At 37.7% G+C, this 24,309-nt stretch carries 21 protein-coding genes; 15 read left to right on the forward strand and 6 right to left on the reverse strand.

Annotated elements, in window-relative coordinates; genetic code table 11:
- Positions 1-78: 78 nt before the first annotated feature.
- The gene (nhaC, locus tag AC1DFT_RS10595; protein ID WP_477919163.1) at positions 79-1,458 is read right to left on the reverse strand and encodes a Na+/H+ antiporter NhaC; all 1,380 of its coding nucleotides are present in this window, start codon (positions 1,456-1,458) and stop codon (positions 79-81) included.
- A 183-nt stretch (positions 1,459-1,641) separates the two neighbouring features.
- On the opposite strand from nhaC, the gene AC1DFT_RS10600 reads away from it, so the two are divergent.
- The 3 genes from AC1DFT_RS10600 to hflX all read left to right on the forward strand — a co-directional run bounded on the left by AC1DFT_RS10600 (position 1,642) and on the right by hflX (position 5,407).
- Positions 1,642-3,273: an AMP-binding protein gene (locus tag AC1DFT_RS10600; RefSeq protein ID WP_477919164.1), complete on the forward strand. Its 1,632-nt coding sequence runs from the start codon at positions 1,642-1,644 to the stop codon at positions 3,271-3,273.
- A gap of 101 nt (positions 3,274-3,374) precedes the next feature.
- Positions 3,375-4,118, forward strand: a complete 744-nt coding sequence (locus AC1DFT_RS10605) for a VOC family protein (RefSeq protein ID WP_477919165.1) — start codon at positions 3,375-3,377, stop codon at positions 4,116-4,118.
- 14 nt (positions 4,119-4,132) lie between these two features.
- Positions 4,133-5,407, forward strand: coding sequence for a GTPase HflX (hflX, locus tag AC1DFT_RS10610; protein ID WP_477919166.1), 1,275 nt, complete (start codon positions 4,133-4,135; stop codon positions 5,405-5,407).
- 35 nt (positions 5,408-5,442) lie between these two features.
- On the opposite strand, the gene AC1DFT_RS10615 is transcribed toward hflX, so the two are convergent.
- Positions 5,443-7,161, reverse strand: a complete 1,719-nt coding sequence (locus AC1DFT_RS10615; protein WP_477919167.1) for an ABC transporter ATP-binding protein — start codon at positions 7,159-7,161, stop codon at positions 5,443-5,445.
- A gap of 137 nt (positions 7,162-7,298) precedes the next feature.
- Here AC1DFT_RS10615 and AC1DFT_RS10620 point away from each other — a divergent pair, with 137 nt between their 5' ends.
- From AC1DFT_RS10620 to zupT, 9 genes are all read left to right on the forward strand, one after another.
- Positions 7,299-8,786 (forward strand): peptide MFS transporter, encoded by a 1,488-nt coding sequence (locus AC1DFT_RS10620; protein WP_477919168.1) that lies wholly within the window; start codon positions 7,299-7,301, stop codon positions 8,784-8,786.
- A gap of 65 nt (positions 8,787-8,851) precedes the next feature.
- Positions 8,852-9,697 carry a DUF6612 family protein gene (locus tag AC1DFT_RS10625; RefSeq protein WP_477919169.1) on the forward strand — a complete coding sequence of 282 codons (846 nt, stop codon included), beginning with the start codon at positions 8,852-8,854 and terminating at the stop codon, positions 9,695-9,697.
- 251 nt (positions 9,698-9,948) lie between these two features.
- Positions 9,949-10,902, forward strand: coding sequence for an ABC transporter permease (locus tag AC1DFT_RS10630; RefSeq protein WP_477919170.1), 954 nt, complete (start codon positions 9,949-9,951; stop codon positions 10,900-10,902).
- Complete coding sequence (locus AC1DFT_RS10635) at positions 10,892-11,839, forward strand: iron chelate uptake ABC transporter family permease subunit (protein ID WP_477919171.1); 948 nt, start codon at positions 10,892-10,894, stop codon at positions 11,837-11,839. The genes AC1DFT_RS10630 and AC1DFT_RS10635 overlap by 11 nt, the downstream gene beginning before the upstream one ends.
- Before the next feature lie 2 nt (positions 11,840-11,841).
- Positions 11,842-12,603, forward strand: coding sequence for an iron ABC transporter ATP-binding protein (locus AC1DFT_RS10640; protein ID WP_477919172.1), 762 nt, complete (start codon positions 11,842-11,844; stop codon positions 12,601-12,603).
- Positions 12,604-12,623: 20 nt separating this feature from the next.
- A complete protein-coding gene (locus tag AC1DFT_RS10645) occupies positions 12,624-13,619 on the forward strand; it encodes a siderophore ABC transporter substrate-binding protein (RefSeq protein WP_477919173.1) in 996 nt (331 codons plus the stop codon).
- An 861-nt stretch (positions 13,620-14,480) separates the two neighbouring features.
- Positions 14,481-15,092 carry a phosphatase PAP2 family protein gene (locus AC1DFT_RS10650; protein ID WP_477919174.1) on the forward strand — a complete coding sequence of 204 codons (612 nt, stop codon included), beginning with the start codon at positions 14,481-14,483 and terminating at the stop codon, positions 15,090-15,092.
- Positions 15,093-15,142: 50 nt separating this feature from the next.
- Complete coding sequence (locus AC1DFT_RS10655) at positions 15,143-15,793, forward strand: uracil-DNA glycosylase (protein ID WP_477919175.1); 651 nt, start codon at positions 15,143-15,145, stop codon at positions 15,791-15,793.
- Positions 15,794-15,878: 85 nt separating this feature from the next.
- On the forward strand, positions 15,879-16,688 hold the full coding sequence (gene zupT, locus AC1DFT_RS10660) for a zinc transporter ZupT (RefSeq protein WP_477919176.1): 810 nt from the start codon (positions 15,879-15,881) through the stop codon (positions 16,686-16,688).
- A 20-nt stretch (positions 16,689-16,708) separates the two neighbouring features.
- Here the strand turns inward: zupT and thrB are convergent, their stop codons facing one another.
- Together thrB and thrC are read right to left on the reverse strand one after the other, a co-directional pair.
- Positions 16,709-17,632, reverse strand: a complete 924-nt coding sequence (gene thrB, locus AC1DFT_RS10665; protein WP_477919177.1) for a homoserine kinase — start codon at positions 17,630-17,632, stop codon at positions 16,709-16,711.
- Positions 17,629-18,684, reverse strand: coding sequence for a threonine synthase (gene thrC, locus AC1DFT_RS10670; RefSeq protein ID WP_477919178.1), 1,056 nt, complete (start codon positions 18,682-18,684; stop codon positions 17,629-17,631). Before thrC ends, thrB begins: the two co-directional genes overlap by 4 nt.
- 174 nt (positions 18,685-18,858) lie before the next feature.
- Between thrC and AC1DFT_RS10675 the strand changes: the two genes are divergently transcribed.
- From AC1DFT_RS10675 to AC1DFT_RS10685, 3 genes are all read left to right on the forward strand, one after another.
- Entirely contained in the window at positions 18,859-20,070 is a 1,212-nt protein-coding gene (locus AC1DFT_RS10675; protein WP_477919179.1) for an MFS transporter, read from the forward strand.
- A gap of 103 nt (positions 20,071-20,173) precedes the next feature.
- On the forward strand, positions 20,174-21,445 hold the full coding sequence (locus tag AC1DFT_RS10680) for an acetyl-CoA hydrolase/transferase family protein (protein ID WP_477919180.1): 1,272 nt from the start codon (positions 20,174-20,176) through the stop codon (positions 21,443-21,445).
- A 1-nt stretch (position 21,446) separates the two neighbouring features.
- Positions 21,447-22,031: a DNA-3-methyladenine glycosylase gene (locus AC1DFT_RS10685; RefSeq protein ID WP_477919181.1), complete on the forward strand. Its 585-nt coding sequence runs from the start codon at positions 21,447-21,449 to the stop codon at positions 22,029-22,031.
- 107 nt (positions 22,032-22,138) lie between these two features.
- On the opposite strand, the gene AC1DFT_RS10690 is transcribed toward AC1DFT_RS10685, so the two are convergent.
- Positions 22,139-22,939, reverse strand: coding sequence for a GNAT family N-acetyltransferase (locus tag AC1DFT_RS10690; RefSeq protein ID WP_477919182.1), 801 nt, complete (start codon positions 22,937-22,939; stop codon positions 22,139-22,141).
- A gap of 174 nt (positions 22,940-23,113) precedes the next feature.
- Positions 23,114-24,301: an NO-inducible flavohemoprotein gene (gene hmpA, locus AC1DFT_RS10695; protein ID WP_477919183.1), complete on the reverse strand. Its 1,188-nt coding sequence runs from the start codon at positions 24,299-24,301 to the stop codon at positions 23,114-23,116.
- Positions 24,302-24,309 lie beyond the last annotated feature (8 nt).

Raw genomic sequence — 24,309 nt, forward strand, 5'->3', positions numbered from 1 at the left:
AATAGTGTAACACACCGATGATATTTTAGGTTAGTTGGAAAAATGAAAGCTTTAGTTGTAATAACAATTAAATAGAAATTACTTCAAATAAGTAAGCGTCTTACCAGTCCATCCAAACAATATCGTCAGAATTGGGCTTAACAAACAGAAAAAGGCAAATGGCAAGTAATCAATTGTGGAAACAGCTAATACATTCGTGATGAATATGCCACACACACTCCATGGAACAAGTGGATTCACGACTGTCCCAGCGTCTTCCATAACACGCGCTAAGTTTTTATTGGCAAGTCCTACTTTTTTAAATTGCGATTGGAATGATTCACCTGTTAGTAATATGGATAAATATTGCTCGCCTATTAATGTGTTTACACCAATTCCAGTAAAAGCCGTCGCTGTAATAACAGCTCCTACGCTTTTCAATAAACTTTCCACTTTCGCAAGTAAACTTTGTACAATGCCGAGTGTAAATAATAGCCCTCCCATACTTAAAGCAAGTATGACAAGTCCAATCGTAAACATCATACTATTCATACCACCACGGGTAAGAAGGGAGTCAACTGCTTCGATTCCAACACTAGACGAATAGCCGTTAAACAATATATTCAGTACTTCTTCAAAAGGAGTGAAATGAAAAAAGTAAGAAATGCAAATAGCCGCAATAGAAGTTAAAGCTAATGCAATAATCGCAGGCACTTTTTTGATAGAAAGTATAAAGAGTAAAACGATCGGAAGTAATGTATACCAGTGGACCATACCTGTCTGAAGAAGTCCCTCTTGAAAAACATTAATCTGATCTAACTCTTGGATTTCTTTATTAGGCGATAAAATCCCGTAACCAACAAGAGAGATAAAAAATGCAGGAATAGTCGTCCATCCCATATTGCGAATATGTTCAAATAGATCGACTTGAACAATCGCAGAAGCAAGATTCGTCGTATCAGATAAGGGAGACATTTTATCTCCAAAAAAGGCTCCTGAAACAATTGCTCCAGCTGTAATAGCTAAAGAAATATCCATCGCGCTTGCCATCCCAATAAATGCAACGCCAACTGTCGCAACCGTTGTTAAGGAGCTCCCAATAGACAATCCAACAATACATGTAATTAAAAATACAATCGCATAGAAAAAATGCGGAGTAATAAACTGGAAACCTAAATAAATCAGTGTAGGTATAGTCCCACCCATCATCCAGCTACTTATTAAAATACCTATAAAGAAAAAGATAAAAATTGCTCCAAGTCCTGCTTTGGATCCTTCTATTAGTCCTTCCTCTAACTTTTTGAAAGGCACTTTTTTGAATAATCCATAAGTAATCAGTAATAAAATCGCCAGTAAAATAGGCATATGTGGAACTGCATCAAATTGAACAATACAAACTGCCATTAATGCAATAATCATCATTGTAATGAGAACAGCCTCTAAAAAGGAAGGCATGATCGTCGAACGAATTCGAAACATAGTAAATCCTCCTCAGTGAAATTAATAAAACACTTTCGCACTTCAACGCTTTGAAGTGACGAAGTAATTAGGATTTTATCACGTTTTACTATTAAGTCAATTAGTTAAGAAATAGTCTATTTCGTCAGAATTTTGTGATAGAATAATAGGAAATGAAATAGCATTCAAAAAGGGGAGATTTGTTTGTTAAATGAAAAAACAGTTGGACAAATAGTAAAAGAAGCAGCAAGAAAATTTCCAGAAACAGAAGCCTACGTATATCCCGAACATGGCATTCGAAAAACATATAAAGAATTTGACGAAGAAACGGACGAGCTTGCAAAAGCGTTCATCGGTATGGGCATCCACAAAGGGGAACATGTTGCAATATGGTMTGATAACAAAAGAGAGTGGTTATTAAGTCAGTATGCAACAGGAAAGATGGGTGCTGTTCTTATAACTGTAAATACGAGTTATCAAGAAAAAGAGTTGGAGTATTTACTGCAACAGTCGGATGCAACGACACTTATATTATGCGAGTCATATAAAGGGACATCATACTTGGACATTATACGCGCTGTCTGTCCAGAAATCGAAGACTCAGAAAAAGGTAAAATACACTCTGAGAAATTACCAAATTTTAAACGTGTCATTGTGATGAGTGAAAATGAATATCCAGGAATTTATACATGGTCCGAGCTTTTAGCACATGCAGAAAGTGTACCTGATGAAACATTAACGCAACGTTTGAACGCACTTCATAATGATGATGTCATTAATATGCAGTATACATCTGGAACGACTGGATTTCCAAAAGGTGTAATGCTAACGCATAAAAATGTAGTGAATAATGGACAACTTGTTGGAGATTATATTCATCTTACAGAAAATGACCGATTATGCATCCCTGTTCCATTCTTCCATTGCTTCGGCTGTGTGATGGGTACAATTGCATCTGTTACCCATGGTAGTACAATGGTCATCATGGAACAGTTTAATGCAGAAAAAGTATTACAAATGGTGCAAGACGAAAAGTGTACGGCATTACACGGTGTCCCTACTATGTTTATAGCGGAGTTAAATCATCCAGATTTTGCTCAATATGACTTATCTACATTACGCACTGGGATTATGGCTGGTTCCATTTGTCCAATAGAAGTAATGAAAAGAGTAATAGAAGATATGGGGATGTCAGAAGTAACAATAGCATATGGGCAAACAGAATCTTCTCCGGTTATTACACAAACGAAAACGGACGATGCAATCGAAAAACGAGTATCGACTGTTGGGAAAGCCCATCCGGGAGTAGAAGTGAAAATTATCGACCCGGTAACAGGGGAAGATACACCAGCGGGAGTTCCGGGTGAGTTATGTACGAGAGGTTACCTAGTGATGAAAGGTTATTATAAAAACGAAGAAGCGACAAAATCTGCCATTGATGCAGAAGGATGGCTACATACGGGCGATATCGCAGTAATGGACGAGGAAGGGTACCTCGATATAACTGGACGCATGAAAGACATGGTCATTCGCGGCGGAGAAAATATTTATCCAAAAGAAGTGGAAGAGTTTTTGTATCAGCACCCGGCGATTCAAGATGTTCAAGTAGTTGGGGTACCGGATCAGAAATACGGGGAAGAACTAATGGCGTGGGTTATTTTAAAAACAGGCGAAAACTTAACGGGTGAAGAATTAAAGACATACTGTAAAGGGAAAATATCTCATCATAAAATCCCGAAATACATTGAATTTATCGATGCATATCCAATGACCGCTTCGGGGAAAATTCAAAAGTTCTTACTTCGCGAAATGTCGAAAGATAAAGTTTTCGTATAAGATATTTCCCGGGAAATCGACAAAGAGATGACATATTTCTAAGTCATCTCTTTTGTTTTACATAATTTCATTAGTAAATAAAATGGGAAAGGGTTGTTAAAATGTATTTAGATCATATCGTCCATCACGTAACAAAAACACCGAGTCAAGTTGCAAGTGATTGGAACAAGAAAGGTTATCACGCCGTTATTGGAGGCCAACATACAAATTGGGGTACATATAATGCACTTTTATACGCAAAGACTAGCTATATAGAGTGGTTAGCGCTTGAACATAAAGAAATTGCAGAAAATGCAAACCATCCATTAATTAATCTATTCTTGCACGATTTGAAAACAACTGCTGGATTTGGAACTATTTGCATTCGTACGACGACAATTGATGAACTTTTCGGGCAACTGGAAGCGAAGGGTATAGAAACCTCTGGAGTTTTACATGCTGAAAGAAAAACAACAAGTGGCCAAGTTCGTAAGTGGAAGATGCTATTTGTGAAAGAAGAGATAAGCGATGCATTACCTACTCCATTTTTTATCGAATGGGAGGAAAGCGATGAAGAACGCTATCAATCACTTCAAAATGATGGCACTATTAACGAAAGTAATTTACAATTAAGCATTTCAGCATGTGAATTTCATGTGCGTGATCCAAAGGGAATAATGAATAAGTGGAAAAGGTATTTTGACTTGGTAGAAGAAGATGGACACATACTTTTACTAAGCAATACAAAGCTAATCTTTAAACAGTTACAAAGTGGAACAAAGGAAAGATTAGCGGCAGTTCATATAGAGGGGACAGGGGATAAAGAAACGCTTATATATGAACGGGCAACGTATCACTTCCACTAAGAGGAGGAATAATTTTGGAAGAATTTATAGAAAAAGCGGTCATTGTTGCGGTCAATTTGCAGCATGATGAGCATTTTGAATATGGATTAGAAGAATTACACAATTTAGCAGAAGCACTAAACGTACAAGTAGTAGGAGAAGTCACGCAAAATCTAGAACGTGTGACGAATTCCCATTACGTTGGGACAGGTAAAGTAGAAGAGATAAAAAACTTTTACGAAGAAGCTGATGCCAATCTAGTTATTTTTAATGATGAACTTACACCATCACAAATTCGAAATTTAGAACGGKATCTAGAATGTAAAGTAATCGATCGGACGATGCTCATATTAGACATTTTTGCTCGTCGTGCGAAATCGAACGAAGCACAGATGCAAGTAGAATTGGCACAGCTACAGTATATGTTGCCACGTTTAGTCGGACTCCGAGCATCCCTTGGTAGACAAGGTGGGGGAACAGGCGGCGGTTTTAAAAACCGTGGTGCTGGGGAAACAAAACTAGAGCTGGATAGACGTAAAATTGAAGATCAAATTGCCAAACTTAAACGTGAGCTAGAGCAGGTCAAATATCAGCGCGAAACACAACGTAAACAACGGAAGAAAAACGCCATTCCAGTTGTATCATTAGTGGGATACACAAATGCTGGTAAGTCTACTATTATGAATCAATTGCTTCATAAAGTTGGACAAGCGGATTCCAAACAAGTATTTGAAAAGGATATGCTATTTGCTACGCTCGAAACTTCCGTTCGTCAGATCAAGTTACCTGATCAAAAAGAGTTTTTATTAACAGATACGGTAGGATTTGTTAGTAAGCTACCTCACCATTTAGTGAAAGCATTCCGTTCCACTTTGGAAGAAGCACGAGATGCTAGCTTACTACTACATGTTGTAGATGTATCAAATGCTGAAAACCGTTATATGATGGATGTTACGAACGAGACGCTACTCGCTGTAGGGGTAGAGGATGTACCGACGATTTATGTATACAATAAATCAGACTTGGCTGATTTGAAATATCCTCATGTAACTAGCGATAATATTTGGATTTCTGCTAAGGAAGGGGCAGGCCTAGACGAACTGCTAGATATGATTAAAAAACGTATTTTTTCGGACTATGTTTTATGCAATATGTTGATCCCTTTTGATCGAGGAGATCTTGTATCTTATTTAAACGAGCATGCATCTGTGAAGTCGACATCGTACGAAGAAGAAGGGACGCTTGTTAGAGTCGAACTGAAAAAATCAGACTATGATCGATTTGAGCAATTTGTCTTTGTAGAAGAATAAAAAAGAAGCTTATCGCTCGGGCGATAAGCTTCTTTTCACACTTCTTGGAACTGTATATTATGCAATCTAGCGAAAATCCCGTCTTGCGCGACTAACTCATTATACGATCCATCTTCTGCGATTCCGTCTTCGGTTACCACTAACACTCGGTCTGCATCGCGAATAGTTGCAAGGCGATGGGCAATAATAAGTGTTGTGCGATTTTCTGCAAGCTCCATTAATGATTTTTGGATTATTTTTTCTGTTTCTGTATCAAGGGCAGAGGTAGCCTCGTCCAATATTAAAATTGGTGGATTTTTCAAGAACATACGCGCAATTGCTAAGCGCTGCTTTTGTCCACCAGATAATTTAAGTCCTCTTTCTCCAATTTGAGTATTATACCCTTCAGGAAGGCCGGCGATAAAGTCTTCTAAATGCGCTTTTTTTGCTGCATCGCGAATTTCTTCGGTAGTAGCATCCTTTTTCCCGTACGCGATATTTTCTTCAATGGTACCAGTAAATAAAAAGACATCCTGTTGTACAATTCCAATTTGAGCACGTAATGATTGCATAGTGACGTCTTGAATATTTAGTCCATCAATGGAAATGGCACCTTCATTCACCTCATAAAAACGTGGAATAAGTGAACAAATGGTTGTTTTTCCTGCTCCAGACGGACCGACAAAAGCCACCGTTTCCCCAGCTTTAATCGATAAATTAATGTCCTCTAGTACAGATTTATGCTTATCGTAGCGGAAGCTAACATTGTCAAATTCAATGTTTCCATTTAAATGAGTAACACTTAAAGCATTTGGTCGATCTTTAATCTCTGGTTCTTGTTCCACGAGATCCAAAAACCGTTTAAATCCAGCCATTCCTTTGGGATATAGCTCGAGTAGTGCTGTAATTTTATCCACTGGTTTGATCAACACATTGACATACAATATAAAGCTCACAAGCTCACCGTAAGATAATTTTTCTTGGAATGTAAACCAAGCTCCCACCACAAGTACAACTAATGTCACAAGTCGGGTCATCATATAAATACTGGAATGTGTACCAGCCATTACTTTATAAGCGCTTAGTTTTGCCAAACGGAAATTCCCGTTATCTTCTTTGAAACGAGCGATTTCAAATTTTTCATTTGTAAATGATTGGACTACACGTACACCGGATACACTATCTTCGACTCGGGCATTTACGTCAGCAATTTTACCATACATATTCTTCCATGCTTTGTTCATCATAATATTTCCGTAAGTAGCAACGATAGATAGGAATGGAACCATAATGATTGCGATAATTGCAAGCTCAGGATTGATATTGAACATAATGGCAAATGCTCCAATAAGCGTCATAATGGCGATGAATAAATCCTCCGGACCATGATGGGCAAGTTCGCCGATATCAAATAAGTCATTCGTAATACGACTCATAATATGACCAGTTTTTGTATTATCAAAAAACCGAAATGATTGCCGTTGCACATGATTAAATAATTGCTGGCGCATGTCTGTTTCGATATTAATCCCAAGTTTATGACCAAAATAACTTACTACATAGTTAAGGAAAGTGCTCAATATGTATACGAGCAACAATAAAATACTGATGCGGACAATCATATTCCAATCGCCAGTTGGTAATAAGACATCGATAAACCATTTCACTGCAACAGGAAAAGCCAGTTCTAAAAGGGCGACAAATACAGCACTACTAAAATCGATAACGAATAGCCTTTTATGTGGTTTATAAAATGCAAAAAACTTCTTTAGCATAAAATCTCCTCCTTTCTTCTATTGCATAGTGACTATTATAGCGAACAATTTCAGAAAGCGAAATAATTGGATATTTTTTGACAGGAAAAAGAGAGGACGATATAATGAATGTCTTATTTTAGAAAAGAGGTAAAAGCATGTTTTCAAAAGATGAAATAGTAAAATCAGTTCCACAAAAAGGATTCTTTGGACATCCAAAAGGGTTAATGTCCTTATTTTTCACAGAGTTTTGGGAGCGTTTTTCTTACTACGGGATGCGCGCAATTCTAATCTATTATATGTACTATGAAGTAACACAAGGTGGATTGGGGCTTGAGCGTTCAACGGCAAACTCCATCATGGCCGTTTATGGTTCCCTTGTTTATATGTCTGGAATTATTGGAGGCTGGATAGCCGACCGAATACTAGGTACGACAAGAACTGTATTTTATGGTGGAGTATTAATAATGCTCGGTCATATCGTATTGTCGTTCCCAGGTGGAATTACAACACTATTTATTTCGATGGCACTAATCATCATTGGAACAGGGTTATTAAAATCAAATATTTCAACTATCGTTGGCGATTTGTATTCAGAGAAGGACGCTCGTCGTGACTCTGGTTTCAGTATTTTCTATATGGGTATTAACATGGGAGGATTCCTTGCGCCATTGATCGTTGGAACTGTCGGTCTAGAGTACAACTTCCATTTAGGATTTGGACTAGCAGCAGTTGGGATGGCTCTTGGATTAATCGTCTTTTTAGTAACAAAGAAAAATAATCTTGGTTTGGCAGGGTCATATGTGCCAAATCCAATGACTAGTGAAGAACGGAAAAAGGTATTTGCTAGAATCGGATTTGTCATTATAATCGTACTTGTTCTTGGATTTATATTAGTGAAACAAGGAATTATGACAATTGATGTCTTTACAATGACGGTTTCTATTTTAGGTATTGTTATACCGACCTTGTATTTTATCGTGATGTATAGAAGTGAGCGTACAACTGCTGATGAGAAGTCAAGATTGCTTGCATATATTCCATTATTTGTTTCGGCGATGATGTTCTGGGCAATTGCCGAACAAGGGGCCAATATATTGGCGCAGTATGCGGATGAGCGTGTTAATCTGATGATAGGATCTTTTGAGATTTCACCAGCATGGTTCCAATCATTAAATCCGTTATTTATAATTGTGCTCGCACCTATTTTTGCTTGGATGTGGATAAAACTTGGTGACAGACAACCATCTACGCCTAAAAAGTTCTCTTTCGGTTTGTTCTTTGCGGGTATGTCATTCATTGTGATGATCATTCCAGCCTATATGAATGGAACGGAAACGCTTGTTAACCCGTTTTGGCTTGTACTGAGCTTCTTCTTAGTTGTACTTGGTGAGTTACTATTATCACCAGTTGGTTTATCTGCTACAACAAAACTTGCGCCAGGTGCCTTTGCCGCTCAAACGATGAGTTTGTGGTTCATGACGAATGCATCCGCACAAGCCATCAATGCACAGGTAGTTAAATTGTATTCACCAGAAAATGAAATTTTATACTTTGGTGTAATCGGAGTAATCGCGATTATTATCGGATTACTATTGTATTTAATGACGCCTTTAATCCAAAAGTATATGCGTGGAGTAAAATAAATGAAACCTTACCTAAACTTTCCTCGTATATATAGTTATCAACACATGAAGGGATGATAACTAATATGAAAAAATGGACAATGCTTATAGCAGTAGCCACATTATCATTAGGTTTAGCTGCATGTAACGAAACTGCAACTCCAGCGGAAAGTGAAGAGGTAACAGAACAGAGTAAGTTAACACTACAAGAGGTATATGATAAATCTATTGCTACTTCAGAAGAGCTGAAAAGTGTAAAAGCAGTAATGGATCTAAATCAAAAAATGAATATGCCTAGCGAAGAAACTACATTAGAAATTAGCTCGAAAATGGATATGGAATATATAGTAGAACCAATGCAAATGCATCAAAAAGGTACATCAACTGTAAATGGATTGGCAGAAGGTATGCCTGCTCAAACGTCTGAATCAGAAAGCTATATGACAGCAGATGATTTCTATGTATACGAAGAATCTGCAGGACAGTGGATGAAGTTTCCACAAGAAATGATGGCAGGAATTATGAATGCTGCCGGCCAAGCTGATGCATCCGATCAACTGAAGCAGATTGAAGGATATTTAGATGAGTTTAAATTTGAACAAGATAATGAAAACTATATTTTAACGCTCGAGGCTTCAGGTGAAAAATTCACAGAACTTGTAAAAACACAAGTCGACGAAGTGATGCAAACGATGGGTGCAGGCGAAGAGATTCAAATGGATTTTGTTATTAATTCAGTAAACTATTTAATACACATTGATAAAGAGACGTTCCAAACGAATAAATTAGATGTCGTGCTCGATATGGATATAGAAGTAGACGGAGAGAAAATGAACATCGAACAAGATGTAAAATCTACTTTCTCTGGTTTCAATGAAGTAGAAGAAATCGTTATCCCACAAGAAGTAATCGATAATGCTGTTACACTATAAAATATAATAGGTTAAAAGACTGCTCCTGATTGTTGCAATAAAACGACAATTGGGAGCAGTCTTTTTGTTTTCTCATTAATATATAGTAAGATTGTAGTGGGGCAAAATGGCTTGTATATAGTATATTGTCAATTGAAAATCATTTTCATTTAAAGGTTGACTTGTATAGGCAAGATGCTATAATAAATTTGTGGGTAAATGATAATGATTTTCACTATCGTGAGTTCACAAAAAGAATGATGAGGATAGACATGAAAAAAAGATATCTTGTAATTGCACTAGTAGCACTTTCTCTTTTATCTCTCTTTGTTGGTGTAAGTAGAATTTCTCCGGCAGACTTGCTGGATTTTAATTCGGAAGAGACGCAAATATTTCTTATTAGCCGTATACCGAGACTAATTGCCATTATACTTGCGGGAGCAGGGATGAGTATTGCAGGTTTAATCATGCAAAGTCTTAGTAGGAATAAGTTCGTATCACCTACTACAGCTGGGACGCTCGATGCAACTAGACTAGGAATTTTAATATCAATGTTAGTATTTACGAATGCTACGTATGTGGAGAAAATCACCTTTGCATTTATCTTCGCATTAGCAGGTACATTGTTATTTATGCAAATATTGAATCGGATTAAATTTAAGGATGCAATATTTGTTCCATTAGTTGGTTTAATGTTCGGAAATATTCTCTCTTCTATTACTACGTTTTTTGCTTACAAATCCAATATTATTCAAAATATGACTGTATGGTTACAAGGAGATTTCTCTTTAATACTAAAAGGCAGGTATGAACTACTGTACATAAGTGTACCGGTGCTAATCATTGCGTACATCTATGCAAGTCGATTTACCGTTGCAGGAATGGGCGAGGATTTCGCTAAAAACCTAGGACTTTCTTACAAGAAGGTGCTAAATCTGGGATTAGTGCTCGTGGCTTTGATTTCTACTACTGTTGTTTTAACAGTAGGTATGATTCCGTTTCTAGGATTAATCATCCCGAATATTGTATCCATCTTTAAAGGGGATCATTTAGAAAAAACATTACCGCATACAGCACTGCTCGGCGTCATTTTCTTATTAGTATGTGATATTTTAGGTAGAGTTCTCATTTTCCCTTACGAGATACCGATTAGTATGACGGTTGGTGTTATCGGAAGTGCAATCTTCCTATTCTTATTGTTTAGGGGGAGAGCATATGCGAAATAGAACAAAAATGATTCTTTTAATCGCTTTAAGTATTTTGTGTATAGCATTGTACTTATTTCAAGGATTAAATGGTAGTTATGATTATGCGCTGCCACGCCGTGCGATTAAAGTATTGGCAATGGCATTAACAGGAGTTGCGATTGCATATTCCACTGTAATTTTCCAAACGATTACGCATAACCGAATTTTAACACCGAGTGTAATGGGATTAGATTCGTTATACATGCTTGTACAAACATTCATTTATTACTTTTTTGGTTCGATGTCCATCTTAGTAATTAACAAGAATTATAATTTCTTTATTTCAATCGTAGCGATGGTTGTCTTTGCACTGCTTCTATATCGCTTTCTGTTTAATGCAGGAAAACGCCCAATTTATTTCTTATTACTAGTTGGGATTATTATAGGGACTTTCTTAGGTAGTATTACTACTTTCCTACAAGTACTTATCGATCCAAACGAGTTTACCAGTTTGCAAAACAAAATGTTTGCGAGCTTCAATAATGTAAACGGGGACTTAGTATGGTTCGCCATGATTATTATTGTAATATCCATTTTATACGGATGGAGATCTATTCGAGAATTGGATGTATTGTCTTTAGGGCGGGACAATGCGATTAACTTAGGTGTGAGTTACGATAAAATTGTTAAAAGTATGCTTGTTTTATCAGCCGTACTAATCGCCACTTCTACTGCGCTTGTCGGTCCAATAACGTTTTTTGGATTGATTGTGGCAAACTTATCCTATCAATACTTTAACACTTACAAGCACTCGATTCTTATAGTGGGTGCGAGTTTGATGAGTTTAGTTGCTTTAATAGGCGGGCAGTGGGTCGTTGAAAGGATTTTCACGTTTAATACCACTCTAAGTGTCATTATTAACTTTATCGGTGGGGTTTACTTCATTTATTTATTATTAAAGGAGAGTCGAGCTTAAGTATGATCCAAGTAAAAGAGATATCAAAGCACTTCGGTAAAAAGCCAGTAGTAGACAAAGTAAGTGTTAATATACAGTCTGGTAAGATTACGTCATTTATTGGTCCGAATGGTGCTGGAAAATCAACACTATTGTCAATGGTTAGCCGTTTATTGGATGCAGACACGGGTGAGGTTCTACTAGATAAATCAGATGTACGTAAATGGAAATCCGATGAGTTCTCGAAACGAGTTTCTATTTTGAAGCAATCGAATTATATGAACGTCCGTTTAACGATACGAGAACTAGTGTCATTTGGTCGATTTCCTTATTCTAAAGGAAGACTAAATGAAGAAGATACGAAAATGATCGATCAAGCAATTGATTATATGAATTTAGCGGATATTCAGGATGATTATTTAGATGAATTGTCCGGTGGGCAACGTCAACGTGCATTCATCGCTATGGTAATTGCGCAAGATACGGAATATATTCTATTGGATGAACCATTAAATAACTTAGATATGAAGCATTCAGTACAAATTATGAAAATTTTACGCAAACTTGTGGAAGAACTTGGAAAAACAGTAGTCATTGTATTGCATGACATTAACTTTGCTTCTGTATACTCTGATTATATTGTTGCATTGAAAAATGGGCGTGTAATTAAGGACGGCCCGACACATGAAATCATTAATTCGGATGCGTTGAAAGAGATTTATGATATGGATATTCCAATCCAAGAGATGAATAGCTGTCGCATTTGTGTATATTTCAACTCATAAGAAAAAGGGGAAATTCACCAGTGAAAAAGTATAAATTTTTAGCAGTCATGTTCGCAATGCTTTTATTAGTATTAGCAGCATGTGGAAATAAAGAAGAAGCAACGGAAGATACTTCTTCTGCAAATGAAGGTACTACTGACGAAACTGCAACAACAGACGAGTCTTCTGTATTTCCGTTAACAATTCCACAACCGGAAGGATACGCTGAAGTAACACTAGATGCTCAACCAAAAACAGTAGTAGCATTTGACTATGGGTTCCTGGATACTCTGGATGCACTGGGCGTTGACGTAGCAGCAGTATCGCAACAAAGTTTGCCAAAATATTTAAGTAAATATGCAGATGAATCTTATAAAAATGCAGGTGCTTTAAAAGAACCAGATTTCGAAGCAATTCACGCAATGAAACCAGATGTAATTTTCATCTCTGGTCGTCAAGCAGATGCATATGAAGAATTAAGTAAAATTGCACCAACCGTTTATGTTGGCCTAGACACACATGACTATCTTAACTCGTTTAAGGCAAACACAGAACTAGCTGGTAAAATTTTCGGTAAAGAAGCAGAAGCAACGAAAGCTTTAGAAGAAATTGATGCACAAATCGCAGAAATTACTGCAAAAACTTCGAGCTTAGATGAAAAAGCATTAGTCGTTCTTGCATCTGAAGGAGAATTAAGTGCTTACGGTCCTGGTTCTCGATTTGGTGTGATCCATGATGTATACGGTATTAAACCTGCAGATGAAAATCTGGAAGTATCTACTCATGGACAAAGCGTTTCATTTGAATATGTACTTGAAAAAAATCCGGATATGCTTTTCGTAGTAGACCGTGATGCAGTAGCATCTGAAGGGGAATCTGGTACAAAAGCAGCGATAGAAAACGAAATCGTTAGTAAAACAAATGCTGTTAAAAACGGTAAAGTCTTCTACTTAGACCCAGAAGCTTGGTACTTATCAGGTGGTGGTATTGAATCAGAAAAAGCAAAACTTGATGCAGTGCTAGAAGCGATAAAATAAAATATTTTATCAAATTAGACGTATGATCGGGAAAGAAGGAACTTCGGAAATAAGATTGGAAGAACTGGGAAAAGAGCCCCGAGCATATTGCCGGTCATAAAGCGAATCTTTTTAAACCGAAACCCAATCATGTTATTGAGTCAAGTGGTGGGGTATACGAGTTAAAAGCAAGTAAATAAAAGAAGTCCACGAGGAATTAATCTTCGTGGACTTCTTTTATGTTGTTAATAAGTTATGGAGTTAAAGGAATGTGGGTAATTTTCCAAGTAATGTTAAGTGGTTCATTTTTTTTGAAAAGTAATATAGTGATGATGTGTCGTGAGGTGATCACTAGCCTTCGCGCTTGCCGCTCATGCGGTCCGGCGCTTTACAACAAGAAGATCCGCTCAATTTATCTGGAATAGGTTATCCGATAAAAATATGCGCAACATTCGTGTCTATTTGCGCAATGTTTATAAATAATGAACCATAATCATCATTGTCTCATTCTAAGTAAACTTGTTATTTTGAGAATTGGTTGCTTTCAATGGCAATTTGGTTGCTCTCGGATTAATTTGATTGCTTTCGTAATAGAAATGGTTGCTTTCAATGACTGTTCCGTTGCTCTAATCCACTTATTGGAACAAAACAGTAAAAAAATGGAGGGAATTTCGTTTTTGGCGAGTTGATTATGAGTAAACAATTTCTATTGTTTTTCGCTCACCCAGCGGAAAGCGTACGACTGCAGGAAAAATTATAGCAGTTACTAGTCAACGCACTACGACACATTATCTCTATACGACGAATACTTCTTTCAATTGTACATAGTAATAATGTAGTCTATACTTTTATCATGAATATATTGGAAGGGAGTGGGGCATAATGAAAAAATGGTTTTATCCACTTGGACTTGTAACTTTACTCGGTTTTGCTGCAATATATCTAAATTATACATCAGCAGAAATGGTGCAGTTGGATCATAAAATGAACGAACTTATAAATGGCAATCAATTTATTTCGCTATTTCATTATATAGGAGAGCAAAAGTTTATTATCTTAATGATGTTAATCTTGTTTGCCTACTTATGGATACGATCCAAAAATTATCGTGGCATGTTATTTGGTTTGTTTACTGTAGGTGTAGGAAATGTGCTTAATCAATTGTTGAAAAAATGGGTGCAAAGAGAGCGTCCAGACATTCCAAATCAACTAGAGAGCTTCAGCTTTCCATCTGGGCATGCGATGGTTGGATTATTGTATATATTCACGATTGCTTACTTCTTAGCAGAACATCAATCCAATAAAACAATTCGTGTGTTTATATGGATAGCTGCACTTATTCTTACAATACTTATCGGATTATCTCGCATAGCAGAAAGCCGCCATTTCGCTACAGATGTGTTTGCGGGTTGGATGGCAGGGTATACTTGGTTTATACTCGTTGCTTTATGGTACGAATATCGGAAAAATACTTTTAAGAAGAATATACGCTAAAATCCTTTCCTCTTTTAGGAAAGGATTTTTTATAAAGGAGTGCAAACAATATGTTTGAATTACCTGATGAATTAGTCACACTTGGCATGAAAAGAATAGAGGGATTTCCTGTAGAGGGCTTCGTCAAAGGAAAAGGACCAAAAAAACCTACTATTATGCTAATAGGAGAGGCACCAGGAGAAAATGAGGCGATTAAAGGGTTACCATTCGTCGGCAGAGCAGGAGATGAATTAGTTAAATCCCTTGCAAGCATTGGTTTAACAAGAGATAGCGTTTATATGACAAGTGCAGTAAGAAGCAGACCATACGTATGGAGAGACAAAAAGCAAAGAAATGGCGAAATGACGAAAAGAAAGTATAACCGCCCACCTACTAAACAAGAAATAATTGCACATGCACCATTATTAGATTATGAACTGCAACATTTAGCACCTACCGTCATTGTGACGTTAGGAAACGTCGGCTTGCAACGTTTACTAGGTAAAGAGGCAAAGGTATCAGTTTTACATGGGCAATTAATCGAACACCAAATACAATATCTAGCATCACTTGAAGAAAATAAGTTTATATGGTCAGAGGAAAAATATATGATTATCCCAACATACCATCCAGCAGCTGTATTTTATCGTCCTTCGAATCGCGATTTTTTAGAAGCAGATTGGGCGAAAATAGGAAAATATATCGCTTCTTCAAGTTTTTGATTTTCATCAGACGAAAAGAGTTGTACTGGGGAAACTTAGTGCGTATAATAAATGAAAATCGATATTTAGAAAGAAGTTGATTCAGGTGGATGGAAATGTTGCTTTTGCATTATTACTTACGTTATTTGCAGGTCTAGCAACAGGGATAGGTAGCTTACTCTCATTGTTAACGAAACGTACAAATACGAAGTTTTTATCTGTCGCATTAGGCTTTTCCGCGGGGGTGATGATTTATATATCTTTAGTTGAAATTTTTGTAAAAGCAAAGGATTCCTTAACTGCAGAGCTAGGTACAACAAACGGGTATTGGATGACGCTCGTTGGTTTTTTTGGTGGGATGATCTTTATTGCAATAATCGACCGATTATTACCAAAGCTAGGAAATCCACATGAGGTAAAAACTGTAGAGGATATGGACACTGCTCCAACTAATGCAGAATATACGAAACTGATGAAAATGGGCGTTTTTACTGCGCTTGCTATAGGAATTCACAATTTCCCAGAAGGTATCGCTACTTTTGCATCTGCATTACAAGATCCTAATTTAGGGATTGCAATTGCGATTGCGGTTGCTATTCATAATATTCCAGAAGGTATCGCTGTAGCTGTACCGATTTATTATGCGACTGGTAGCCGGAAGAAAGCTTTTAAATTATCCTTTCTTTCAGGACTTGCAGAACCGGTTGGAGCATTTGTTGCTTATTTAGTATTAATGCCATTCTTGAATGGAGTAGTTTTTGGAGTAGTTTTTGCAGCGGTTGCGGGTATTATGGTCTTCATTTCATTAGATGAGTTATTACCTGCAGCTAAAAAGTACGACGAGACACATTCTTCTATGTATGGTGTAGTAGCGGGGATGCTAGTAATGGCACTAAGTTTAGTATTAATGCTATAAAAAAAAGGGCAGTGCAGTTCTCAATTAGAGAAAACCGCACTGCCATTTTTATTTTTTACGACAATTCCAGTTCGATTCATCTCTACCGGTACAAGTCGGAAGTTAGGAAAAATTCCATCTAGCTTAGAAATGAATTCTTGCTCGGATCCTTTTTGTACAAGAGAGAGTAGGGTAGGACCAGCGCCGCTTATACAAGTACCAAATGCACCAGCATTTTTGGCCGCAACCTTAATCTCTCTACTTTCAGGGATTAAATCAAGGCGGTAGGGCTCGTGAAATAGATCCTGCTCCATATATAACCCGGCTTGCTCGAATGATTGAGAAAGAAAAGCAGCAGTAAGTAAACTAGCAGTCGCACTAGCTTGAGCGGAAACTTGACGTGTGTAACTATCAGGTAACACATTTCTTGCTGCTTTCGTTTTAAGTTCAAAGTTCGGGATGAATAAAACAAAAGAAGCATCAATATGATACGCATGAAACACATGAATTTCCCCGTTATCGCTACTGGATGAAATTGTGAAGCCGCCAAATATAGAAGCAGCCGCATTATCCGGATGACCTTCCATCAAGGTTGCCACCTTTAACTTGTCCTGTGCAGTCAGCTCAAGCTCTAGCACTTGGTTGGCAAGTTCTATCCCTGCAACAATAGCAGATGCACTACTACCCATCCCGCGAGCGAGAGGAATTTCACTTCTTACAGATAGATGGCATGGCGACATGCTTTGTCCATATAATTCCGCCGTTTTCTCGGCTGCTTGAATAATTAGATGATCTTCCGGATTAGGAACATCCGGTAAATTGTCGGATAAGTTATCGATCATCCACACAGAAGCTAGTTCAACTTCCAACTCCAAGTACTTATCTAAAGCAATTCCAATCGAATCAAAACCAGGTCCTAAGTTTGCTGTGCTTGCGGGAATGGAAATAGACCATTTTTTACTCATAGCACACCCTCAATATACGCGCGAATTTCATCTTCGTCATTCTTTAATGATACTAAGTCAACTGTCGAAACCTCCATCGCAGTATCTGGATCTTTCAATCCGTTACCTGTAAAGACAGTTACTACTTTACTTCCCACAGAAATTTTCCCACTTTTCACCGATTTAATAACACCTGCTAAAGAAGCTGCAGAACCTGGCTCTACAAATATCCCTTCGCGACTAGCAATCAATTGATAAGCTTGTAGAATTTCCTCATCCGTAACAGAATCGATTAAACCACCAGACTCATCACGAGCAGCTTCCGCTAGTGCCCAGCTTGCAGGATTGCCGATACGAATAGCCGTTGCAACTGTTTCCGGATTAGCGATAGGTGCACCTTGTACAATTGCGGCAGAACCTTCTGCTTCAAAACCAAAAACTTTCGGTAAGCCTGATTGTTTTACTTCATTGTACTCTTTAAATCCTTTCCAGTAGGCACTAATATTTCCCGCATTTCCAACCGGAATGCATAAATAATCTGGAGCAGAGCCTAATACATCTACAATTTCAAAGGCTGCTGTTTTTTGTCCTTCCAAACGATAGGGGTTAACAGAGTTAACTAGCGCTACTGGTGATGTTTCACTAACTTTACGAACAATTTGCAAGGCATCATCAAAGTTACCATCTATTTCAATAATTTTAGCACCATACATACATGCTTGTGCTAATTTCCCAAGAGCCACTTTTCCTTTTGGAATGACAACAATCGATTTAATCCCCGCACGAGCGGCATAGGCAGCGGCAGCAGCAGAGGTGTTTCCAGTAGAAGCACAAATAACGCATTCGCTTCCTTCTTCAATTGCTTTTGCTACAGCAAATACCATTCCTCTATCTTTGAACGAACCTGTTGGATTGGCACCCTCTACTTTTCCGTAAAGTTCAATACCAAGTTCTTTCGATAAATTCTCTAATTTAATAAGAGGCGTATTTCCCTCCAGTAGTGATAGTTTAGGTGTTTTTTCTGTTACTGGTAAAAACTCTTTATAGTGTTCGATTAGTCCTTGCCAAGCCATGATGTAATCCGCCTCTCTGTTCTTCTTAAATAAACATATGTATTTCTATAATGGACATTTTACCGTAATAAAGCAAAAAAAACAAGAAGAATTTTCTATTGTAAGTTCTTTACTCTATGGGTATACTAATCATGTAAACAAAAAACATTACAGGTGTAAAGACAGGGGTAAAATATGAAAGCTAAAAATGTTCAAAAACCAATATCTAAAAATAAATTACTCGGCATTGCTGGACTTGCTTGGATGTTCGATGCAATGGATGTAGGGATTCTATCATTTGTTATCGCGGCACTTGCAGTTGAATGGAATTTGACGCCGGGGCAAATGGGATGGATCGGAAGTATTAACTCGATTGGAATGGCAGTAGGGGCTCTCGTATTTGGTGTTTTTGCAGATAAGGTAGGACGGAAAAAGATATTCATGTTAACGCTATTAATGTTTTCGATAGCTAGTGGATTATCCGCACTAGCTACAGGGCTAACGCTATTTTTGATTTTACGATTTTTTGTAGGAATGGGCCTTGGTGGGGAGCTACCGGTTGCATCTACACTAGTATCTGAAAGTGTGGAAGCGAAGGAAAGAGGACGCGTTGTAGTATTGCTAGAAAGTTTTTGGGCTGCTGGTTGGATTGTTTCCGCTCTCATTGCCTACTTTATCATCCCTGATTATGGCTGGAGAATTGCTTTATTAATAACAGCATTACCAGCATTTTATGCCATTTATTTGCGTATTAAATTACCAGATTCACCACAATATACTGCAAAAAAATCAGAATCTAGAACGATTATGCAAAATATGAAGGAAGTTTGGTCGAAGAAATATGCTAAACGAACACTTATGCTTTGGATTGTTTGGTTTATGGTTGTATTTTCTTACTACGGGATGTTCTTATGGCTTCCGAGTGTAATGGTGATGAAAGGATTTACCCTGATTAAAAGCTTTGAATACGTGCTCATCATGACTCTTGCACAATTACCAGGATACTTCTCGGCTGCATGGTTGATCGAGAAAGCTGGGCGAAAGTTTGTATTAGTTACATACTTGCTAGGAACTGCAGCAAGTGCCTTTGTTTTTGGTGCTGCAGAGACGACAACATTATTGATCGTTTCTGGAATGTTCCTGTCATTCTTTAACTTAGGTGCCTGGGGAGCACTTTACGCGTATTCACCGGAGCAGTATCCAACCGTTATTCGAGCAACTGGATCAGGAATGGCGGCTTCTGTAGGACGTGTGGGAGGTATTCTCGGACCGCTTTTAGTAGGTACTCTTGTAGCCGCTGGGTATGAGATTGGATATATTTTCGGTATCTTCTGTGTTGCTATTGTAATTGGTGTATTATCGGTTTTATTTCTCGGTACAGAGACGAAACAAACGGAACTTGAATAGGATGAAAACCTGCTTTCTTTAGTGGAAGCAGGTTTTATTTTGTTTGCTAGATGAAACATAGTAAAATGAAAGAGGTGAAATAAGTTCAACAGGAGAAAATAACATGAATTATAAACAGCTATCAGATAGACAAGTTATTGACTTAATCGTAGAAGATGCGGATATTATTCTCCCGCTAACAAATGGAGAACCAAATAAATTACTCGATATTTTAGAAGCAAATGCAACTAGTTTAACGAATGTCAAAATACATCAGTTGTTAGCATTGCAAACACGGAAGTATATAGAAGGTGCATATCCAGGGAAGCTGAAGCATGTTTCTTACTTTTTGAGTGGTGCTACACGAAAAATGTTCCAGCAAGGAATGGTAGATCTTGTTCCAAATCATTTCCATGAGATGCCAAGAATATTAAGACAGTCTACAAATCTTTCGATGATTATGGCGGTTGCTTCTCCAATGGACGAGTTTGGCTATTTTTCGCTTGGAACACAGGCCGACATTGTAAGTGAATTTATCGGAACTGTTCCATTCATACTAGAGGTAAATGAGTATATGCCCCGTACTTTTGGCGAAAACCAAATTCATATTAGCCAAATTGCTGGTTTTGTAGAAAATAATAGGCCTTTGTTTGAAGATGTTTCGCCTCCTATAGGGGAAACAGATATGCAAATTGCATCGTATGTAGCGGATAGCATTGAAAACGGTGACACATTGCAAATCGGGATTGGTTCCATTCCAAATGCTGTAGTAAGTTTATTGAAAGACCATCGTCATTTAGGCATCCATACCGAAATGTTTGTAGACGGAATTGTTGATTTAGTAGAAGCAGGAGCAGTCGATGGTACACAAAAATTTACTAATAAAGGAAAAATCATTGCGACATTCGCACATGGGTCCAATAAAATATATAACTTTTTACACAATAACCCTGCTGTACAATTCTTGCCTGTGAGTATCGTTAACGATCCACGGGAAATTGCCAAAGAAGAACGCATCGTTTCGATTAATGCGACGACAGAAGTGGATTTATACGGCCAATGCGCATCTGAAACGGTTGCCGGTATGTATTATTCTTCTACTGGAGGGCAAGCTGACTTTGCACGAGGAGTTCGCTTTGCTAAACAAGGTAAAGGATTTGTTTGTATGACATCTACTGCAAAAAATGATGAAATTTCACGTATTAAGCTTAGCCTTGCACCAGGATCAGTTGTGACTACTTCTAAAAATGATGTAGATGCAATCGTAACGGAATTTGGAATTGCTAGAATGTATGGAAAACCTATTTCGGAGCGAGCAAAACAGCTAATTTCGATAGCTCATCCGAAATTCAGAGAAGAATTAACTTTTGAAGCGAAGAAAATGGGGTTTATTTAAATTGAAAATAGTGGAACGGGAATTCTTTTATCAACCGACATTAGAATTAGCGAAAGACTTATTGGGTAAGTACATTGTGCATGAACATAGTAGCGGATTACTCGTTGGCAAAATCGTGGAGACAGAAGCCTATATGGGGGCGGAGGATAAAGCCGCACATAGCTTCGGTAACAGAAGAACTAAGCGAACCGATGTGATGTTCGGCGAACCAGGACTGATCTATACATATCAAATGCACACGCATACACTGATCAATGTAGTTGCTGCTCCCGTCGATACTCCGAATGCAATATTAATACGCGCAGTAGAACCAATTGAAGGTTTAGAGCAAATGAAGGAATTTCGCAAAAACCAACCTATGAAACAATGGACGAATGGACCTGGTAAATTGACGAAAGCATTAGGGATTACAATGGAATACTATGGCAAGCATTGGACGGAAAGACCGTTATACATGGCGGAAGGGGAGAAAGTAACTTCTGTTTCTATAGGTCCCAGAATAGGTATCCAAAACAGCGGGGAAGCCGTGCATTATCCATATAGGTTTTGGGAAACGGACAATCCATTTGTATCCAAAACACGATAGCGTAGGGAAGATTCATCTCCCTGTGCTTTTTTTTTATGGAATGGTGAGTTACCCAAACTTTCACCAAAAAAGATTGACCAAATGTTGCTTGGTCAATCTCTACAAGCCTATATAAGCTTACCCATATGAAACTCATCAACGAAGTCACCATTAATAATAAGTGCATGTTTTCTAGAGCCTTCGTGTTCGAACCCGAGTTTCTCGTAAAATCGTTGAGCTCGCTTATTCTCTTTAATAACGGTTAGTTCAAGCTTTGAAATTCCTGCTTCTTTTGCCCATTTCTCACCATAAAGCATCAAAGAAGAAGCAATCCCTTTATTGGAAAACTCTTGTTTTACACCGATGACTACGGATGCTCTATGCAAAGCACGAGGGGCTGGGCCACCTGTGAATTGTACATAGCCAGCGAATTGTCCATTCATAATAGCTAATAAAAGAATAGAGTTGGCTTCATTTTTCCATGAAGTGAAGTTTTTTCGTATGCCTTGTACAGTCATTTGAATATCCGATTTTCCATATAACATGAAGTCAGTTTCTGAGAAAATAGTTTCTTGTAATTTGATAAAAGGACGGGCATCTTCGAATTCTGCTTCTCGAATAACAAGAATATCCTTCTGCTCGTTTTCGGCTGCTGTAATTTCGTCGGTTTCATGTACAACACTTTGGAAATGAATGCACTTTCCAATTTCCACGCTTTTAACAGAGTAACCACTATCCGCCCATGCAAAAAAATGCAATGCTGGTGGCTTTGTTTTTTTCCACCAGCTACTACTCAAATAAGCAGCGTTTGGTAGAGCTTGTCCGATAATCGCTTCAATTTCAGTATAGGTTAAAGTGATTTCTTTAGCTGTCGATTGTTTAAAAAAAGTGGCAAGTGGAATATATTTATTTTCATAATGTTTAGTCATATTTACTACCTTCACTCATTTCTAATGTGCTCAAATTGTTAGGCTAATTATAGCACTTCCTTCCAATTATGCACACTACTTAAAGCATATTCAACGTTAATAAATTCCTGTAGAAAGATGATATCAAAAAAGTGTTACTTCAGACAGAAGTAACACTTTTAAAGCATTTATAGATTAAGCATTTGCTAGCTCAAGTTGCATAGCTGGTCCGAAGAATTCGTAGTGAATTTGTTCTTTTGCATAACCTAATTCAAGTAAATGATTAATCATTGCTTCCATAAACCCAACTGGGCCACAAACATATACATCCCCATTTTGGATAGCATGTTCCGCAAGAATGTCTTTTGTGATAAAACCATCTCCAGTGTCGGAGTATAGGGAAACATATTTTGCATCTTCCATTGGTTCCATTAAAGACCGAATAGCTTGATCAAATGGGTGTAAGCTCTCGTTACGTGCACTATAGATGAATGAAACTTTGCGAGAAGATTGGTTTTTCGCAACTGCTTCGAACATACTCATCATCGGTGTAATTCCCACTCCTCCACTAATGAAAGTGACAGGTGAACATTTCTCTGAATCTAAGACGAAATCCCCCGCAGGTGCACTTAGTTCCACTATATCCCCAACGTTGACATTATTGTGTAAATGAACAGATACTTTTCCTTCTGGATTATTTTCATCTTCTTTTTTCACGGAAATACGGAAGTTTTCTGAATCGGAAGCTTTAGATAAGCTATATTGTCTGTTTAGTAAATATTTCTCACCAGGAACACTTACACGAATTGTAATGAATTGACCTGGTGCATAAGCAGGCACTTCACTTCCATCAGCTGGTTTTAAATAGAATGAAGTAATATTCTCGCTTTCTTTCACTTTATCAACAACAGTGAAATCTTTAAAGAATCTCCAACCACCTTGTTTTGACTCAGAAGCTACATACATTTCCTCTTCAATGCCGATAAATGCATCTGCGATTACTCCATATGCTTCAGCCCAAGCATTGATAATTTCATCTGTTGCAGCGTCTCCAAGTACTTCTTTAATAGCTCCAAGTAAATGTTCGCCAACGATTGGATAATGTTCTGGTTTAATACCGAGACTTACGTGTTTTTGACCGATTTGTTTTACAACTGGAATGATGGCAGCTAAGTTATCGATATGCACTGCAGCTGCATATACAGTGTTTGCCAGTGCTGTTTGTTGACGACCTTTTGCTTGGTTAGCATGGTTAAATATATTTAATAATTCAGGGTGCGCTTCGAATAGATTTTTATAAAAAGTAGTAGTAATTGCGACTCCGTGTACTTCTAAAACTGGTGCTGTAGATTTTACGATATCAATTGTTTGTTGAGATAACATAATTTGAC

The sequence above is a fragment of the Psychrobacillus sp. 05T411 genome, assembly GCF_056396485.1.

Bases quoted from the DNA above. Each gene is read 5' to 3' on its own strand.
- nhaC (WP_477919163.1), bottom strand. From the start codon at position 1,458: ATGTTTCGAATTCGTTCGACGATCATGCCTTCCTTTTTAGAGGCTGTT.
- AC1DFT_RS10605 (WP_477919165.1), top strand. From the start codon at position 3,375: ATGTATTTAGATCATATCGTCCATCACGTAACAAAAACACCGAGTCAA.
- AC1DFT_RS10615 (WP_477919167.1), bottom strand. From the start codon at position 7,161: ATGCTAAAGAAGTTTTTTGCATTTTATAAACCACATAAAAGGCTATTC.
- AC1DFT_RS10620 (WP_477919168.1), top strand. From the start codon at position 7,299: ATGTTTTCAAAAGATGAAATAGTAAAATCAGTTCCACAAAAAGGATTC.
- AC1DFT_RS10625 (WP_477919169.1), top strand. From the start codon at position 8,852: ATGAAAAAATGGACAATGCTTATAGCAGTAGCCACATTATCATTAGGT.
- AC1DFT_RS10630 (WP_477919170.1), top strand. From the start codon at position 9,949: ATGAAAAAAAGATATCTTGTAATTGCACTAGTAGCACTTTCTCTTTTA.
- AC1DFT_RS10635 (WP_477919171.1), top strand. From the start codon at position 10,892: ATGCGAAATAGAACAAAAATGATTCTTTTAATCGCTTTAAGTATTTTG.
- AC1DFT_RS10640 (WP_477919172.1), top strand. From the start codon at position 11,842: ATGATCCAAGTAAAAGAGATATCAAAGCACTTCGGTAAAAAGCCAGTA.
- AC1DFT_RS10650 (WP_477919174.1), top strand. From the start codon at position 14,481: ATGAAAAAATGGTTTTATCCACTTGGACTTGTAACTTTACTCGGTTTT.
- AC1DFT_RS10655 (WP_477919175.1), top strand. From the start codon at position 15,143: ATGTTTGAATTACCTGATGAATTAGTCACACTTGGCATGAAAAGAATA.
- thrB (WP_477919177.1), bottom strand. From the start codon at position 17,632: ATGAGTAAAAAATGGTCTATTTCCATTCCCGCAAGCACAGCAAACTTA.
- thrC (WP_477919178.1), bottom strand. From the start codon at position 18,684: ATGGCTTGGCAAGGACTAATCGAACACTATAAAGAGTTTTTACCAGTA.
- AC1DFT_RS10675 (WP_477919179.1), top strand. From the start codon at position 18,859: ATGAAAGCTAAAAATGTTCAAAAACCAATATCTAAAAATAAATTACTC.
- AC1DFT_RS10680 (WP_477919180.1), top strand. From the start codon at position 20,174: ATGAATTATAAACAGCTATCAGATAGACAAGTTATTGACTTAATCGTA.
- AC1DFT_RS10690 (WP_477919182.1), bottom strand. From the start codon at position 22,939: ATGACTAAACATTATGAAAATAAATATATTCCACTTGCCACTTTTTTT.
- hmpA (WP_477919183.1), bottom strand. From the start codon at position 24,301: ATGTTATCTCAACAAACAATTGATATCGTAAAATCTACAGCACCAGTT.